12 protein-coding genes are annotated in these 15,774 nt (G+C 76.1%); 3 read left to right on the top strand and 9 right to left on the bottom strand.

Annotated elements, in window-relative coordinates; all coding sequences use genetic code 11:
• Positions 1-14: 14 nt before the first annotated feature.
• The gene (locus ACRYR8_RS03485; protein ID WP_432482682.1) at positions 15-2,720 is read right to left on the bottom strand and encodes an ATP-binding SpoIIE family protein phosphatase; all 2,706 of its coding nucleotides are present in this window, start codon (positions 2,718-2,720) and stop codon (positions 15-17) included.
• A 432-nt stretch (positions 2,721-3,152) separates the two neighbouring features.
• On the opposite strand from ACRYR8_RS03485, the gene ACRYR8_RS03490 reads away from it, so the two are divergent.
• Positions 3,153-3,404 carry a hypothetical protein gene (locus ACRYR8_RS03490; protein WP_432482683.1) on the top strand — a complete coding sequence of 84 codons (252 nt, stop codon included), beginning with the start codon at positions 3,153-3,155 and terminating at the stop codon, positions 3,402-3,404.
• Between the two features lie 153 nt (positions 3,405-3,557).
• A complete protein-coding gene (locus tag ACRYR8_RS03495; protein ID WP_432482684.1) occupies positions 3,558-4,109 on the top strand; it encodes a hypothetical protein in 552 nt (183 codons plus the stop codon).
• A 76-nt stretch (positions 4,110-4,185) separates the two neighbouring features.
• On the opposite strand, the gene ACRYR8_RS03500 is transcribed toward ACRYR8_RS03495, so the two are convergent.
• Complete coding sequence (locus ACRYR8_RS03500; RefSeq protein WP_432482685.1) at positions 4,186-6,429, bottom strand: putative bifunctional diguanylate cyclase/phosphodiesterase; 2,244 nt, start codon at positions 6,427-6,429, stop codon at positions 4,186-4,188.
• A 229-nt stretch (positions 6,430-6,658) separates the two neighbouring features.
• Here ACRYR8_RS03500 and ACRYR8_RS03505 point away from each other — a divergent pair, with 229 nt between their 5' ends.
• A complete protein-coding gene (locus ACRYR8_RS03505) occupies positions 6,659-7,432 on the top strand; it encodes an SDR family NAD(P)-dependent oxidoreductase (RefSeq protein WP_432482723.1) in 774 nt (257 codons plus the stop codon).
• Between the two features lie 51 nt (positions 7,433-7,483).
• Here ACRYR8_RS03505 and ACRYR8_RS03510 read toward each other — a convergent pair whose 3' ends face one another.
• From ACRYR8_RS03510 to ACRYR8_RS03540, 7 genes are all read right to left on the bottom strand, one after another.
• Positions 7,484-9,358 (bottom strand): AMP-dependent synthetase/ligase, encoded by a 1,875-nt coding sequence (locus ACRYR8_RS03510; RefSeq protein ID WP_432482686.1) that lies wholly within the window; start codon positions 9,356-9,358, stop codon positions 7,484-7,486.
• 170 nt (positions 9,359-9,528) lie between these two features.
• Complete coding sequence (locus ACRYR8_RS03515; RefSeq protein ID WP_432482687.1) at positions 9,529-10,860, bottom strand: MFS transporter; 1,332 nt, start codon at positions 10,858-10,860, stop codon at positions 9,529-9,531.
• A 57-nt stretch (positions 10,861-10,917) separates the two neighbouring features.
• Positions 10,918-11,715 carry a DUF1932 domain-containing protein gene (locus tag ACRYR8_RS03520; RefSeq protein WP_432482688.1) on the bottom strand — a complete coding sequence of 266 codons (798 nt, stop codon included), beginning with the start codon at positions 11,713-11,715 and terminating at the stop codon, positions 10,918-10,920.
• Positions 11,709-12,707, bottom strand: coding sequence for a VOC family protein (locus tag ACRYR8_RS03525; RefSeq protein ID WP_432482689.1), 999 nt, complete (start codon positions 12,705-12,707; stop codon positions 11,709-11,711). The genes ACRYR8_RS03520 and ACRYR8_RS03525 overlap by 7 nt, the downstream gene beginning before the upstream one ends.
• Before the next feature lie 42 nt (positions 12,708-12,749).
• Positions 12,750-13,829, bottom strand: coding sequence for a 4-oxalomesaconate tautomerase (locus tag ACRYR8_RS03530; protein ID WP_432482690.1), 1,080 nt, complete (start codon positions 13,827-13,829; stop codon positions 12,750-12,752).
• Complete coding sequence (locus ACRYR8_RS03535) at positions 13,826-14,530, bottom strand: 4-carboxy-4-hydroxy-2-oxoadipate aldolase/oxaloacetate decarboxylase (protein ID WP_432482691.1); 705 nt, start codon at positions 14,528-14,530, stop codon at positions 13,826-13,828. Before ACRYR8_RS03535 ends, ACRYR8_RS03530 begins: the two co-directional genes overlap by 4 nt.
• Positions 14,527-15,576 (bottom strand): amidohydrolase family protein, encoded by a 1,050-nt coding sequence (locus ACRYR8_RS03540; RefSeq protein WP_432482692.1) that lies wholly within the window; start codon positions 15,574-15,576, stop codon positions 14,527-14,529. Before ACRYR8_RS03540 ends, ACRYR8_RS03535 begins: the two co-directional genes overlap by 4 nt.
• Positions 15,577-15,774: the final 198 nt, after the last annotated feature.

A 15,774-nucleotide genomic window follows, 5' to 3' on the forward strand; every position in this document is an offset into this window, starting at 1 on the left:
TCGCCCCCGGCCCCTCAGAGCAGGTCCGCGAGGTCGGCGGCCCACTCCTCCTCCGGGGAGCCGGGTCCGCCGGCGTCCGGGCGCGGCTCGAACCACACCACCTTGCCCGGTCCGCCGCCCACCGGCGGTTCCTCGACGCCCCAGGCGGTGGAGACCGACCCCACCAGCCGCAGCCCGCGGCCCGTCTCGGCGCCCGGGCCGAAGCGGCGCTCCTGCACGGGGGTGCCGGAGGAGTCGGCCACCTCGATGCGCACCCGCCCGCCGGGCGCGGTCCGGACGCTGACGGTGGCGGTGGTGCGGGCGTGCAGGACCACGTTGGTGACGAGTTCGGAGACGCCCAGCTCCGCGGGTTCCTCCAGCTCCTGCGCCCCGGCGTCGCGCAGGACCCGGCGCACGTGCCGGCGGGCGGCGGAGACGGCGCCGGCCTCCGGTTCCAGGTGCAGGGCCGGCCCCGCGGGGCGCCACGCCCCGCCCCCGGCCCCCGGGTCCACCGGTCCGGGCCGGCGCCAGGGCCGGGGCGCCCCGCCCGCGAGCTGGTGCGCGAACTCCCCGAGGAGCCAGTCCCGGTAGGCGACGAGCGCGGGCGCCGGGGGCAGGGTGAGCAGGTGCTCCTGCGCTCGGCAGAAGTCGTCGGCCTCCTCCAGGGCGGTCAGCAGGCGGTCCGCCAGGGCGGACGCACCGGCCGGCACGTGGTAGGTGACGTCGCAGGACTCCCGGCCGGCCTCCGCGGCGGCGGCCACGACCTCCGTGGGCCGCGCCAGCAGGCGCGCGTAGGTGCTCTGCAGCTCCGCCGAGAGGTCCAGCAGGCGCTGCGGCGGAGCGGGTGCGGAGGTGCGGCGGGCTCCGGCGCGCAGCAGCGCCAGTTCCCGCAGGAGCCCCTCGGTGTGCTGGACGAACTGCGTGCCCAGGTGCAGCGGCAGGTTCGCGAGGTGCACCCGGGACAGCTCCTGCCCCGGTGGGGGGGCGGGCGCGTCGGGGGTCCCCAGGCGCGCGGCGAGGACGGCGATGTCGTCCTCGCCGCTGGGGGCGGCGCACTCCAGCAGTTCCCGGCACAGCCGGTCCAGGGGTTCGCGCTCCAGGCCCGCGGCGGCCCGCTGCAGCCGCTGCAGGCCCTCGGTGAGGGACTCGCCGGGGTGCTCGACGAGCCCGTCGCTGTAGAACACGAGCACCGCCCCCGCGGGCAGCGCGGCGTGCGAGTCGTGCCGCGGCAGGTCGGCGACCCCGACGGGCAGGTCGGCCTCGGCCTGCAGGAAGCGCGGTCCGGCGCCGGGCACCAGCAGCAGCGGCGGCGGGTGCCCCGCGCAGGACCACTCGGCGCTCCACCCGCCGGGGCCGGGCCGCACGCGGGCGTGGACCAGGGTGACGACGTCCTCGGGGGCGAACCGCTGCAGCACCCGGTCCAGGCGGGTGAGGACCTCCGAGGGACGGGTGACGCGGTCCGCGGCGATCGCGCGCAGCTTGTGCCGGACCGCCCCCATGCGGGTGGCGGCGTGCAGGTCGTGCCCGGCGACGTCGCCGGTGACCAGGGCGACGCTGCCGTCGGCGAGCGCGAACGCGTCGTACCAGTCGCCGCCGACCTGGGCGAGGTCGCTGGCCGGCCGGTACAGCCCCGCGAGCCGCAGCCCACCGATCCGCTCGGGCAGCTCCGGCAGCAGGGCCCGCTGCATCTGCTCGGCGCGGTGCTGCTGGCCCTGCAGGAGCCGGGCGGTGTCGACCGTGGCGGCCGCCCGCCCGGCGAGGTCGGCGACGAACGCGACGTCCTCGTCCCGGAAGGGCCGGCCCGCTCCGGTGCGCACCAGGGTGAGCGCCCCGAGGGTGCGTCCCCGGGCCCGCAGGGGCGCGACGATCCCCTCGGTGGCGCCGAGGGAGCGCACGAGCGAGAGGCGCTCGGTCCACGACGCGTCGGCCGGGTCGTCCAGGGCGGCGAAGTCCCGCACGTGCCGCAGCGGGCCACCCAGCAGGACCGCCGCCAGGGGGCTGCGCGCCTGCGCCTCCAGGGGCGGCAGCGGGCCCAGCTCGGCGCGCAGGCGCTCCTGGACGACCGGGTCGTGGTGCACCAGCGCCACCCGGCGGGCGCGGGCACCGTCCTGCTCCAGCAGGTCGATCGCCACCCAGTCCGCCAGCGCCGGGGTGACGCGCCGGGCGAGCGCCTCCAGCGCGGGGTGCAGGTCGGCGGGGGCCTCGGCCAGGAGCTGGGAGACGTCGGCGAGCAGGGTCAGGCGCAGGTTGGCGGCCTCGGCCAGCACCAGGCGCCGACCGCGGCGCGAGGCCTCGTCGCGCTGGGCGTGGACGTCGTGGAAGGTGAGGACCCCGCCGGTGAGGGTGCGGGCGAGGACGACGGGCGCGAACGCCCAGGAGACGAGCAGCAGCGAGCCGTCCTCGCGGACCAGGACGTCCTCGTGCTCGGAGGCGGGACGGGCGGCGGCGAGAGCGGCGACGACGGGGCAGTCCTCGCGGGCGAGGGGGCGGCCGTCCGCGCGCTGGTGGTGCAGCCGCTCGTGCAGGGGCTCGCCGAGCAGGTCGCTCTCGGAGTAGCCGAGCAGCACCTCGGCGCCGGGGGTCAGGGCGGTGACGAGGCCGTCGCGGTCCACGGCGATGACGGCGACGGACTCGCCGTCGAAGAGGGAGGGCAGCAGCGCGGCCTCGATGGCGACCCGGGTGTCGCGGCTCTCGCCGCGGGGGGCCGCGGTGGCGCCCGGCCCGGGGGACGAAGCACCCACCGCTGTCACGCTGGGTAGCTGCTCATTCACTCAGCGAATGCTACGGGGTCGGCACCCCGGAGCCGGTCAGAGCTTGTTCAGCTTCAGCCCGTTCACCTGGCGGACCTCGCCGGAGGAGAAGCGGACGGTGACCCACTCGTCGGCACCGATGGACACCACGGTGCCCATGCCGTGCCGGTCGTGGGTGACGCGGTCGTCGGGAGCGAAATCCTCCGCCTGCGGCCGCGGTGGTGCAGGGGCGAACGGGCTCGTCGGGAGGTGACGCCGGGTCGCACTCGCGCGGGGGGACATGGTTCGAGTGTCCCCCACGCGGCGACCCCCTGGGAACAGCTGGCGCCGGACCGGCTCGCGCACCCGCCGGATTCCCACCCGTTCGCCGCACCCGCCCCGCCGCCGCTCGCGGCGGGGCGGCCCGGGCCCGACACTGGGGTGGTGGACTCGACGACGGCAGGTGGACGGGACGGCGCGCTGCTGTCGTGGTGGGCGGCGGCGTCCCCGGCGCAGCGGCGGCAGGTCGCGTCCCTGCACGACGGCGAGGCCCTGCCCCGGCACCTGGCGCGGTCCATGGCCGAGGCCGGGGTCGGGCTGGAGCTCGTGCTCGTCGCCGAGCACGACCGCATCGTGCGCCGCTACGGGCAGCCGGCCCGGCTGAGCACCCTGGGCGAGCCCCCGCCCGCGCGGTAGCCGGCAGCGGGCGGGCCCCGTGGTGGGCGCGGGTCGCCGGCACGTGGTTCAGCGGGCGGGCCGGGCGCTCCTGCGAGAGCCTGGGCGCTTCCACACCACCCCGCTCAGGCCTGCGCCCGCAGGGATGGCGGGACTGCTCCAGGGAGGTTCCCCGTGTCCGAACGTCAGACCCTGATCCGCTCCATGCACGACATCGGCCTGGCCGCCTGGTTCGGCGGCTCGCTCTTCGGGGCCGTCGGCCTCAACGGCGCCTCCGCCGCCGTCTCGGACCCCGCAGACCGCACGCACGTCGCCACCGCCGGCTGGGCTCGCTGGGCGCCCGTGAACGCCGCCGCGATCGCGGTGCACGGCATCGGCGGCGTCGGGCTCATCCTCGGCAACCGCGGCCGGGTGGCCGGACAGGCCGGCACGCGCGGCAACACCGTGGTGAAGGCGGCGATCACGCTGGCCGCGATGGGTGTGACGGCCTACTCCGGCTCCCAGGGCGCGAAGCTGGGCAAGGACTCCCACGCCCCCGCCGCCTCCGGGGTCGACCCCGCCGAGGGCACCCCCGAGGACGTCGCCGCAGCGCAGCGCCGGCTGAAGGTGCTGCAGTGGACCATCCCCGCCCTGACCGGCGTGCTGCTGGTCATGGGTGCCCAGCAGGGCGAGGACCAGAAGGCCGGCCAGGTGGCCAAGGGCCTGCTGGGCAGCCTCAAGCACTGACCCCGCCCGGCGCCGGCCGGCCCCGCCCGCGCCGCCGGCCACCGCGGCCGGCGGCGCGGGCGGGTCCGGCCGCGGCTCAGCGGACCGGGGCGAACCCGGGCGCGGGGTCGGCGCCCACCGCGGCCGGTCCGTGCGCCCGGGCCGGGCCCAGCACGCGCTCGGCGTACTCGCGCGCGGGCAGCGGGCGCGAGAACAGGTAGCCCTGCCCGAAGCGCACGCCGAGCTCGACCAGGCGCGCGCGCTGCGCGGGCGTCTCCACCCCTTCCGCCACGACCTGCAGGTCCAGCGCGGCGGCCATGGCCTGGACGCCGGCGACGAGCTGGGCACCGTCCCCGGTGACCGCGCTCACCACGGAGCGGTCCAGCTTCAGCACCTGCACCGGGAAGCGGCGCAGGTAGCCCAGGGACGTGTACCCGGTGCCGTAGTCGTCCAGGTGGATCTCCACCCCCGCGGCGCGCAGGCCGGCCAGCGACGCCGCGGCCGGACCGTCCTCCGACACCTGCTGGTGCTCGGTGATCTCCAGGTGCAGCTGCGACGCGGGCACGCCCGCGTCGGCCAGCAGGGACAGGACGCGCCCGGCCAGCGCCGGGTCCTCCAGGCTGCGGCGCGTCAGGTTCACCGCCACCGGCAGCTCCCGCCGGCCCTGGTCGCGCCAGCGGGCCAGCTGGTGCACCACCTCGTGCAGCACGACGTCGTCCAGCTGCGCGTCCAGGTCGTTCGTGCTGACCAGGGCCAGGAAGGCGTCGGGCGGCAGCAGTCCGTGCTCCGGGTGGCGCCAGCGCACCAGGGCCTCGGCACCGACCACCCGGCCCGAGGCCAGGTCCACGAGCGGCTGGTGGTGCACCTCCAGCTGCCCGACGTCGGGGGCCCGCCCCGCCAGCAGCCGGCGGACCTGCGTGCTGAGGGCGTAGCGGCGGGCCACCTCCTCGCGCATGGCGGGGTGGTAGGTCGCGACGCGGTCACCGCCGGACGTCTTCGCCGCGTACATCGCCACGTCGGCGCGGGTGAGCTGCTCGGCCAGCGGACCCGGCGGCCCGGCGTCGGGCAGCGCGGCGCCGACGCTGCCCCCGGTGCGCAGCACGAGGCCGCCGACGACGACGGGGTCGCGCAACTGCTCGAGGACGCGCTCGGCGACGTCCCGGGCGCTCGCGGCGGCGGCCAGGACGACGAACTCGTCCCCGCCCAGCCGAGCCACCAGCTCGTCCGGGCCGGTGGCCGCCAGGAGCCGCTCGCTCACCTGGAGCAGCAGGGCGTCGCCGACATCGTGGCCGTGGGCGTCGTTGACCTGCTTGAAGTCGTCCAGGTCCAGCAGCAGCAGCGCGCACGGCTCCTGCGCGGCCCGCTCGGCGTGCACGCGGGCGAGACCGCGCCGGTTGGCCAGGTCGGTGAGCGGGTCGTGCTCGGCCAGGTGCTCGCTGGCGCGCAGGGCGGCCGCGGCCCGCAGCAGGCACAGTCCCGCCACGAGCGTGCCGGTCACCGGCACGGACCAGCCCGGCAGGCCCGGGACGCCGCGGGCCTGCGCCACCCACCACAGCGCCGCGGGCACCGTGACCAGGGGCAGCAGCCCCAGCAGGGCCGCCGAGGGGCTGCGGCGGCGCGCGAACGTCTCGGCGGCGAAGGCCGCCGTCATCGACGGGTGCAGCGCGGCGACCGCGAACAGGGCCAGGGACACCAGCCCCAGGCTCTGCACCGGGTGGCCGGGCGGGGCCGGGCGGCCACCGCTCAGCGCGCAGGTCAGGTCGTAGAGCACGGTGAGCAGCGAGGCGGTGAGCAGCAGCCACGAGCTGACCGGCAGGGCGCGGCGCGAGACGGCGAAGCGCAGCAGCAGCCCCAGCAGGGCGACGTCGAGGCTGGCCACCAGGACGCCCGCCACGTCGTCGTGGTCGGCGAGCACCACCGCCACCAGCTGGGCGCCGACCAGCGTCAGGACCGCGGCGATGACGACGAGGTCGAGCCGGCCGCCGGGCGAGGGGTCGCGGCCACCGGTGCGCCCGCGCACCACGTGCAGCACGATCCCCGCCGCCACCGCCTGACCGGCCCACAGGAGGCCGCTCGCGACCCCGGGGGCCGGGTGGAACCGTCCCAGGCACGCACCGGCACCCCACGCCGCCAGCATCAGCGCCACCAGCCACCACGCGGCCCCGCGCGGGCGGTGCAGCGCCACGCCGACCCCGATCACCAGCACCGAGGCGGTCGGGACGACGAGCACCGCCGGTGCCCGCCAGGCGGGGACGGCCTGCACCAGCACCGCTGCGGCCAGGACCACGGCGAGCAGCAGCCAGGTCGCACGGGCGCTCCACACGGCGCGGCTGGTGGTCACGCTCCACCGTCGGCTCCCCGCGACGACGGCTTGACCCCGCCTCCCCCGGACGGGTGCGGGCGCGGGCGGTGCCGGCCCCGTCCGCGCCCCTCCCCGCGGGGTGCTGTGATGCACGGGCGCGCCGCGCGCACCGCTGCCGTGGCCCGACGAAGGAGGCACCACCGTGCGAGAGACCCCCGCCCCGGGCGCGAACCCCGCCGCGCCGGAGTTCCCCACCGACCCCGCCGCGGTGAGGGACCCCCCTCCGCCCGGGGTGCTGCACGGGCGCTTCGCCGGGCGGACCGTCGTCGTCACCGGCGCGGCGGGCGGGATGGGCCGGGTGACCGCGCTGCGCCTGGCGCGCGAGGGCGCGCGGGTGGTCGTCACCGACGTCGCCGCGGAGGCGCTGGAGCGCTTCGCGGCCGAGCACGCCGACCTGGACCTGGTGCCGGTCGCCGGCGACGTCACCCGCGAGGGGGACGTGCAGCGCGTGCTGGCCGTCGCGGGCGAGCGCGTGCACGGGCTGGCGAACGTGGCCGGGGTCATGGACGGTTTCCTGGCCCCGTCCGAGGTGGACGACACCACCTGGGAGGAGGTCCTCGCCGTCAACGTCACCGCCCCGATGCGCCTGACCCGCGCGGTGCTGCCGCGCATGGTCGAGGCCGGCGGCGGCGCGATCGTCAACGTCACCTCCGAGGCGGGCCTGCGGGGTGCGGCTGCCGGCGCCGCCTACACCGCCTCCAAGCACGCGCTGATCGGCCTGACCCGCAGCACCGCCGTCATGCACAAGGGCCAGGGGGTGCGGGCCAACGCGGTGGCGCCCGGCGGCGTGCTGACCGGCATGGAGGCGCCGATGCGCTCCCGGCTGGCCCCGGCCGTCCTCGGGCCGGTGCTGCAGACCGTCGTGCCCGCGCCGGCGAGCCCCGAGCAGGTCGCCGCGCTCATCACCTGGCTCCTCAGCGACGAGGCGTCGAACGTGAACGGCGCGATCGTGCCCTGCGACGGCGGGTGGTCGGCGATCTGACCGGGACGGGCCCCGGGACCGCAGCGGTCCCGGGGCCCGTCCGCGGGGCGGTCAGGAGTACAGCGCCTCCACGTCGGCGGCGAAGGTGCGCAGCACCTCGTGGCGCCGCATCTTCAGGCTGGGGGTGAGGCAGTCGTTCTCCACGGTGAAGTCCCCCTCGAGCACCCGGAACCGGCGGATCGACTCGGCCCGGCTGACCAGGCCGTTGGCGTGGTCGACCGCCGCCTGCAGCTCGGCGAGCACCGCGGCGTCGTCCTTCGCCGCCGCGACCGTCAGCCCGCCCCGGCCGTGCAGCTGGCCCCAGGCCGCCACCGCCGCCTCGTCGAGGGTGACGAGGCAGCCGACGTAGGGGCGCCCGTCGCCGACGACGACGCACTGCGAGATCAGCGGGTGCGCGCGCAGGCGGTCCTCCAGCGGGGCCGGGGCGACGTTCTTGCCGGCGGCGGTGACGATGATCTCCTTGGCGCGCCCGGTGATGGTGAGGTTCCCCGCCTCGTCGAGGGAGCCGAGGTCGCCGGTGCGGAACCAGCCGTCGCGGAACGCCTCCGCCGTCTCCTCCGGGCGGTTCAGGTACTCCTTGAACACCCCGATCCCGCGGCAGAGGATCTCCCCGTCCTCGGCGATCGCCACCTCCGTGCCCGGCAGCGGCAGCCCGACGGTGCCGATGCGCTGGTCGCCGGGGCGGTTCACGCACGCCGGCGCCGCCGTCTCCGTCAGCCCCCAGCCCTCGAACACGGTGATCCCCGCGCCGCGGAAGAAGTGACCCAGGTACTCCCCCAGCGACGCCCCGCCGGAGACGGCGCGGGTGAGGCGCCCGCCCAGGGTGGTGCGCAGCTTGGCGTACACCAGGCGGTCGAACACGGCGTGCCGCGCCCGCAGCACCCGGCCGGGGCCGCCGGTGTCCAGGGCCCGCGAGTACGCCACCGCCGTCGCCTCGGCCCGGGCGAACAGGGCCGCGCGCGCCCGGCCGCCGGTGGCGGCCTTGTGCTGGGCGGCGGCGTGGACCTTCTGGAACACGCGCGGGACGGCCAGGACGAACGACGGGCGGAAGCTCTGCAGGTCCGCGACGAGGTCCCTGGTGTCGGGCGCGAAACCCATCCGCACCCGCGCCGACAGGCACAGCACCTCGACGAACCGTGCCAGCACGTGCGCCAGCGGGATGAACAGCAGGGTGGAGGCCCCCGGCTCGTCGAGCATGTCCGGCATCACCGCGTGGGCGTTGCGCGCCAGGTCGACGAAGTTCGCGTGGGTCAGCACGCAACCCTTGGGCCGGCCCGTGGAACCGGAGGTGTAGACGATCGTCGCCGTGTCCGAGGGGCCGGCGCTGGTGCGGGCCGCCTCCAGGGCCTCGTCACCCACCTCGCGGCCGGCGGACGCCAGCGCTTCCAGCCCGCCCTCGTCGAGGGTCCACGACTCGCGCAGGGTGGGCACCTGCTCGCGCACGCCCGCCAGCAGCGCGGCGTGCTCCGCCGTCTCCACCACGCAGGCCACGGCGCCGGAGTCGGACAGGACCCAGGCCACCTGCTCGGGCGAGGAGGAGTCGTAGACGGGGACGCTGACGGCGCCGGCGAACCAGCAGGCGGCGTCCACGACGGTCCACTCGTAGCGGGTGCGGGACATCAGCCCCACCCGGTCACCGGGCTGCACCCCGGCGGCCAGCAACCCCTTGGCCACCGACCGCACCGTCTCCAGGAACGCGCTCGTGGTGACGTCGGCCCAGCGCCCCGCGGGGTCCTTGCGGCTCAGGCAGTGCGCCTCGGGGGCGTCGCGCACCCAGTCCAGCAGCAGGTCGCTGAGGTTGCCGCCGGCGGCCGGGACCACCTGCGGGGGCTGGCTGGAGACCACCAGCGGTGCGCCGCTCCCCGACCGCGCGGTCGTCGTTGCGGGGCTGCGCGGCGTCGTCGTCGACACCTCGGCAGACGTCATCGGCTGCTCCTCGGTCCACGTCCCCGACCGGCGGGGGCGTCCTGCTGGTCCCCGGATGATGCGCCTGCACCCCCGGCCGGTCAAGGCGACGCACCCCGGGCGGCGCAGCGCCCCCGCCGCAGCACCTCGCGGGGGTGCTGCGCCGGGGGCGCCCGCGGCCCCGGGCGCGCTCAGGCGGTGGCGCCGGCGTTCTCCTGCGCGGCGGTGAGCGCCCGCGGGTCCCGCGTGCGTGCCGCGGCGATGACGGCGGCGCCGATCACACCGGCGACGGCGAACATCACGAAACCCCACCTGGACGCACCGGCGGCGATGAGCAGGCCACCGATCCAGGGGCCCGCGACCGCGCCCCAGCGGCCGATGCCCGCCGCCCAGCCGACGGCGGTGGCGCGGCTGCGCGCCGGGTAGGTGGTGCCGACCGCGGCGTACACGAGGGTCTGCGCGCTGAACAGCCACGCGCCGGCCAGGAAGACCACGAGGTAGATCAGCAGCAGCGGCATGCGCAGGGGGAGCAGCCCGACGGCCACGGCGGTCAGCAGGAACCAGACCACGGCCACGGTGCGGGCGCCGATGCGGTCCGCCAGGCGGCCGGCGACGAGCATGCCGACGATGCCGCCGACGTTGATGACGACGAGGAAGCTGACCGCGGAACCGAGCTCGTAGCCGGCGGCGCGCATCATCGTGGGCAACCAGGTGCTCACGCCGTACACGAGCACCAGGCCGAAGAAGGAGCCGATCCAGAACAGGACGGTGACCTTGCGCAGCCCGGGGGCGAACAGCCCGCGCAGCCCGGAGCGGTCCGTCTCGCCCTCGGAGCGGGCCGGCGCGTACGCCTCCAGCGGCACCCCGTAGCGGGTGGCGACGCGCTGGGCGCGGTCGGTGCGGCCCTCGGCGATCAGGAAGGTGATCGACTCGGGCAGCATCACCCACAGCACCGGCAGCACGAGCACCAGGGGCAGGGCACCGAGCCAGAACACCGCGCGCCAGCCCAGCGCCTCCACGACGCTCATCGCGAGCACACCGGCCAGCGCACCGCCGGCCTGGTGGGCGGTCATGAGCAGCGTCACGGTGATGTTCTTGCGACCCGCGGGTGCGAACTCCAGGACCGTGGTGATGGCGGTGGGCAGCAGCCCGCCCAGACCGAACCCGGCGATGAAGCGTGCGGCGCCGAAGGCCGCGGCCCCGGGGGCCAGCGCGCAGCCGGCCGAGGCCAGGGAGAACACCGCGACACCGGCGAGCAGGATGCTCCGCCGCCCGACGCGGTCGGTGATGACGCCGGAGGTCAGGGCGCCGAGCAGCATGCCGAACGTGGTCAGGCTGCCGATCTCGCCGGCGGTGGCCGCGTCGAGGCCGAAACCCTCGTCGGCGAGCACCGCGGGCAGCACCGCGCCGTAGGAGAACAGGTCCAGGCCGTCGACGAGGACGGTGAACCAGCACAGGGCCAGGACGCGGGTGGCGAGGCGGGCCGTGGCGGGTGAAGCGGTCAGCGGGGATGGCGAGGACATCGTCGTACCTCCGTCGGAAGGATCGTGTTCGACGGGCGCAGGCCCGTGGTGGCGCGCTCAGCGCGCGGCGGAGCGGTCGCGCAGCTCGGCCAGCAGGTCGTGCGCGGCGGTGGCGACACGGGGCTCGACCCCGAGCTCGCGCAGCTGCTCGGCGGCGGCGGCCATCTCGTCGGTGCGGCGGCGGGCGTGGGTGTGGGTGCCCTCGACCAGCCGGACCAGGGTGCTGCGGTCGAAACCCGCGAGCTCGTCGGCGACGTTCTCGCGCAGCCAGTCCTCCACACCCGCGGCGCGGGCGCCCTCCAGGGCCTCCACGACGGCCGCGGCCAGGCCCTTGTAGAAGACGCTGCGCAGCAGCTTGCGGCAGATCGCTGCACCGGGCGGGCCGTCGAGGACGTCCACGGACGCGCCCCAGCCGCTCAGCAGCCGGGCGTACCGCTGCGCCCCGGGGCCGGAGACCACCATCGGAGTGCGCAGGCCCTTGCCGGGCACCGGCGCCATCAGCGCGACGTCGGCGACCGGGACGTCCCGGCCGGCGAGCCGTTCGGCGAGCTGCTGCTTGACGCCCGGCGAGGCGGTGTTGAGGTCGGCCCACACGGTCCCGGGGCGCAGGGCGTCCAGCGCCGCCTCGAGCGCCGGCAGCGCGTCGTGGGAGCTGTTGACGCTGAGGACCAGGTCGGCGTCGCGCACCGCGTCGCGCTCGTCGCGGCGCGCGGCCACGCCGGCCGGCGCACCGGCCACGGGGTCGTACCCGCGCACGTCGGCGCCGGCGGTCGCCAGGTCGCGGGCGATCTCCGAACCGGCCTCACCGAGTCCCAGGACGGCGACGCGCGCGGTCGAGGAGACCTCGGTCACCACGCGTCGCCCTCGGCGGGGTCGCTGGCCACCGTGACGCGCTCGCCCTGCGGCACGGGCGGGGTGCCGTGGGTGTGGAAGGACTCGATGGTCTTCAGCCCCCACGCCTGCCCCTTGGCCCGTTCGGCCTCGGTCCAGTCCACCGGCTGCCAGTCGGGCGCGATGACGAGGCGGGCGCCGGCGTTGCACAGCTCGATGCGGTTGCCGCCGGGCTCGTAGACGTACAGGAAGAACGTCTGCTGGATGGCGTGCTTGTGCGGGCCGGTCTCGATGAACACGCCGTGGTCCAGGGCGAGGTCGGCCGCGCGCAGGATGTCCTCGCGGGTGTCGGTGGCGAAGGCGATGTGGTGCAGGCGCCCGGAGGAGCCGGTCCAGTCGCGGGTCCAGACCGCGTCGTAGCCCTTGTTGGTGAACGTCGTCCAGCTGCCGGCGGTGGTGCCGTCGTCCAGGACGATCTGCTCGGTGACCAGGGCGCCCAGGGTGTCGCGGAAGTAGTCGCGGTTGGGCACGACGTCGGCGCCGAGGTAGTTCACGTGGTCCAGCCGGCGCACCGGCACGCCGTGGGCGGGCCGCGCGGCGGCCTGGTTCTTCAGGGACGGTGCGAGCTCGGCGGGCGGGGTGTACCACTCCGACTCGTAGTACACGCCCATCTCGTGCCCGTCGGGCTCGGTGAAGACGTACGTGGGCCCGCACCCCGGGTCGCCGTCCTGCCAGCCGGTGCCGCGCCCGCTCGCCTCGATTCGCTGCACCAGCCGCTGCAGCGCCTCGGGGCTGGCGGCGCGCAGGTTGGTGCGCCCGATGCCGGAGGTGGTGTGGGCGGTGAGCTTGATCGTGGTGCGCTCGTAGTCGTCCCAGGCGTGCAGGAACACCGAGTCGCCCTGCGAACCCACCTCGGTCAGTCCCAGGTAGCCGGTGAAGAACTCCAGGCTCTGCTCCGGCACGGGGGTGCGCAGCTCGACGTGGGCCAGGTGGGCGATCTCGTGCAGCGGGGGCATCGTCGTCTCCGGGGGGGTGCGGGGTGCTGTGGGGGGGCTGGCTCAGGCGCGCGGGTAGGCGGTGCCGTCGAAGAGCTTGCGGGCGGTGCGCACCACGCCGGAGCGCACCGCGCGCGGCGGGTCGACGGTGGCGTCGACGACCACGTCGGCGAGGAGGTGGCCGCTGGGGTGCTCCACGTCGACCGTCGTGGTGCCGCTGGGCCAGTGGCGGGTCAGCTCGTGGCCGACCGCACCGGGCAGCAGCACGCCGGTCACGGCGCTGACCGCGGCCAGCACCCCGATCGAGGTGTGCGGGTGCACCGGGATGAACGAGCGGGTGCACAGGTGCCCGCCGTCGGCCGCCGGCGAGAGCAGGATCGTCTTGGGCACCGAGGAGCCGGTGACGTCGCCCAGGCCCATGAGCGCGCCCGCCTCCACACGGAGGGCGTCGACGCGCTGGAGCAGTCCCGTGTCGGCGGCCAGGTCCTCGTGGCTCTCGTACCCGGTCAGGCCGAGGGAGGAGGCCAGCGCGAGGACCACGGGCATGCCGTTGTCGACGCAGGTGACGTCCACGCCGGCGACGTGGTCGCGCACGTTCCCGGTGGGCAGCAGGGCCCCGGTCGCCGAGCCCTCGGTGCCGGCGAAGTCCAGCACCACCGGCGCGGCCGTCCCGGGCACCCCTGCGACGGCCACCCCGCCGCGGTACTCCACGCGCCCGCCCGGGGTGGGGAAGGTCGCCGTGGCCAGGCTGTCGGAGTTCACCATCCTGATGCGCACGCGGGTCTCGCGATCACCGGCGGGCACCAGTCCGCGCTCGACGGCGAAGGGACCCACGCCGGCGAGGACGTTGCCGCAGTTCTGCTTGTCGCTGACCGCCGCCTCGTCCACGCCGAGCTGCAGGAAGAGGTAGTCGACGTCCGCGTCGGGGTGCCCGGAGGGGCCGACCACGGCCACCTTGCTCGTCAGGGAGGTGGCGCCGCCGAGGCCGTCGATCTGGCGCGGGTCGGGGGTGCCCATCAGGCGCAGCAGCAGGTCGTCGCGCTCGGCGGGATCGGCCGGCAGGTCGCGCGCCTCGAAGAACAACCCGCGCGAGGTGCCGCCGCGCAGCATCGTGCAGCGCACCCCGGTGTCGTCGTAGTTCACGCCCGTTCCCCGGTGAACTCCGCGTGGGTCACGTACTCGATGCCGAAGGCGGCGAGCTTCTCGCGCATCCCGTACACGTCCAGGCCCAGTTCCCCCGCCTGGAACCTGGCGCGGTTGGCCTGCTCCTTCTCGGTGCGGGCCCTCGAGGCGGTCAGCACCGCGCCGGCCCGCTCGCGCTCGACGCGCACCACCCCGTCGTCGTCGGCGACGATCACGTCGCCGGGGTGGACCACCTGCCCGCCCAGGGTGACGGGGACGTTGACCGCACCCGCGGTGGCCTTGACCGTGCCCTGCGCGCTCACCGCGGTGGACCAGGCCGGGAAACCCGTCTCGCGCAGCTCGGCGACGTCGCGCACCCCGGTGCCGAGCACGACACCGCGCACCCCGCGCTGGGCCAGGGAGGTGGCGAACAGCTCACCGAACAGCCCGTCGCTGGACGGGGAGTTCGTGGCCACGACCAGGACGTCACCGGCTCGGCACTGCTCGACCGCGACGTGGATCATCAGGTTGTCCCCCGGCCAGCACAACGCGGTCACGGCCGTGCCACCGATGCGTGCGCCCGGCCAGGCGGGCCGGAAGGCCGGGCCGAGGTACCCGGTGCGGCCCTGCGCCTCGTGGACGGTGGCCACGCCGAACTCACCCAGCGCGGCGGCGGTGGCCGGGTCCGCGCGCGGCGGATCGGTGACGACGACGTTCCTCATGCCGGAACTCCTTCTCCTCGAACGCTCCTGTCGCGGTCCCGCTGCAGGGCCGCTGCCAGGCGCGGGTAGACGCGGCGGGCGTTGAGCTCGTACACCTTCGCCCGGTCCTGCTCGTCCAGGCCCAGGGCGTCGACGTAGCGACGGGTGTCGTCGAAGTGGTGGCCGGTCCTGGGGTCGATCCCGCGCACGGCACCGACCATCTCGGAACCGAAGAGGACGTTGTCGGGGCCGATGACCTCGAGGAGGAGGTCGATGCCGGGCTGGTGGTACACGCAGGTGTCGAAGAAGACGTTGCCCATCAGCGACTCCTCCACCGGCGGCCGGCCGAGCATGTCGGCCAGGCCCCGGAACCGGCCCCAGTGGAAGGGCACGGCTCCCCCGCCGTGCGGGATGACGAACCGCAGCCCGGGGAAGTCGCGGAACAGGTCCGCCTGCAGGAACTGCATGAACGCCGTGGTGTCGGCGTTGAGGTAGTGCGAACCGGTGGCGTGGAAGTTCGGGTTGGTCACCGCCGAGACGTGCACCATGGCGGGCACGTCCAGCTCCACCATCGCCTCGTAGAGGGGGTACCAGCTGCGGTCGGTCAGCGGCGCGGACGTCCAGTGCCCGCCGCTGGGATCGGGGTTGAGGTTGCAGCCGACGAACCCGAGCTCCTCGACGCAGCGGCGCAGCTCGCCGATCGAGTTCGCGATCGGCGCGCCCGGCGACTGCGGCAGCTGGCACACGCCGGCGAAGCGCTGCGGGTACAGGTCGACGACCCGGGCGACCAGGTCGTTGCTGACCTGCGCCCACCGGGAGCTGACCTGCTCGTCCCCGACGTGGTGGCCCATCGCCGAGGCGCGCGGGGAGAAGATCGTCAGGTCGACGCCGCGCTCGTCCATCAGGCGCAGCTGGCTGCCCTCGACCGACTCGCGGATCTCGTCGTCACCGATGCGGGGGTACGCCGGCGTCTGCGTGCCGGCCGCGAACGCGTCCTGCTGCGCCCGTCGCCAGGCGGTGTGCGCCTGCGGGGCGGTGGTGTAGTGGCCGTGGCAGTCGATGATCACGTCTCGCTCCTCCAGGGGGCCGGCCGCGGCCCGGGCCGCGAGCTCCCTCGCTCGTCCCGAGGAGGGTAGGAAGCCGGCGGGAGGATTGTCAACAATTTCGTCGCCAATCCCCGGCGCCTGCCCGCGCACCGGCCGGGGCCGCCGCCCGGGCACCTCCTAGAGTTCTCGGGACCCCGCACCGACGCACCGCCGAGGAGA

Source organism: Kineococcus esterisolvens (assembly GCF_050871405.1).
Taxonomy (GTDB): domain Bacteria; phylum Actinomycetota; class Actinomycetes; order Actinomycetales; family Kineococcaceae; genus Kineococcus.

Coding starts and splice junctions, on each gene's coding strand:
- ACRYR8_RS03510 (WP_432482686.1), bottom strand. CDS start 9,358: ATGACGTCTGCCGAGGTGTCGACGACGACGCCGCGCAGCCCCGCAACG.
- ACRYR8_RS03515 (WP_432482687.1), bottom strand. CDS start 10,860: ATGTCCTCGCCATCCCCGCTGACCGCTTCACCCGCCACGGCCCGCCTC.
- ACRYR8_RS03525 (WP_432482689.1), bottom strand. CDS start 12,707: ATGCCCCCGCTGCACGAGATCGCCCACCTGGCCCACGTCGAGCTGCGC.
- ACRYR8_RS03535 (WP_432482691.1), bottom strand. CDS start 14,530: ATGAGGAACGTCGTCGTCACCGATCCGCCGCGCGCGGACCCGGCCACC.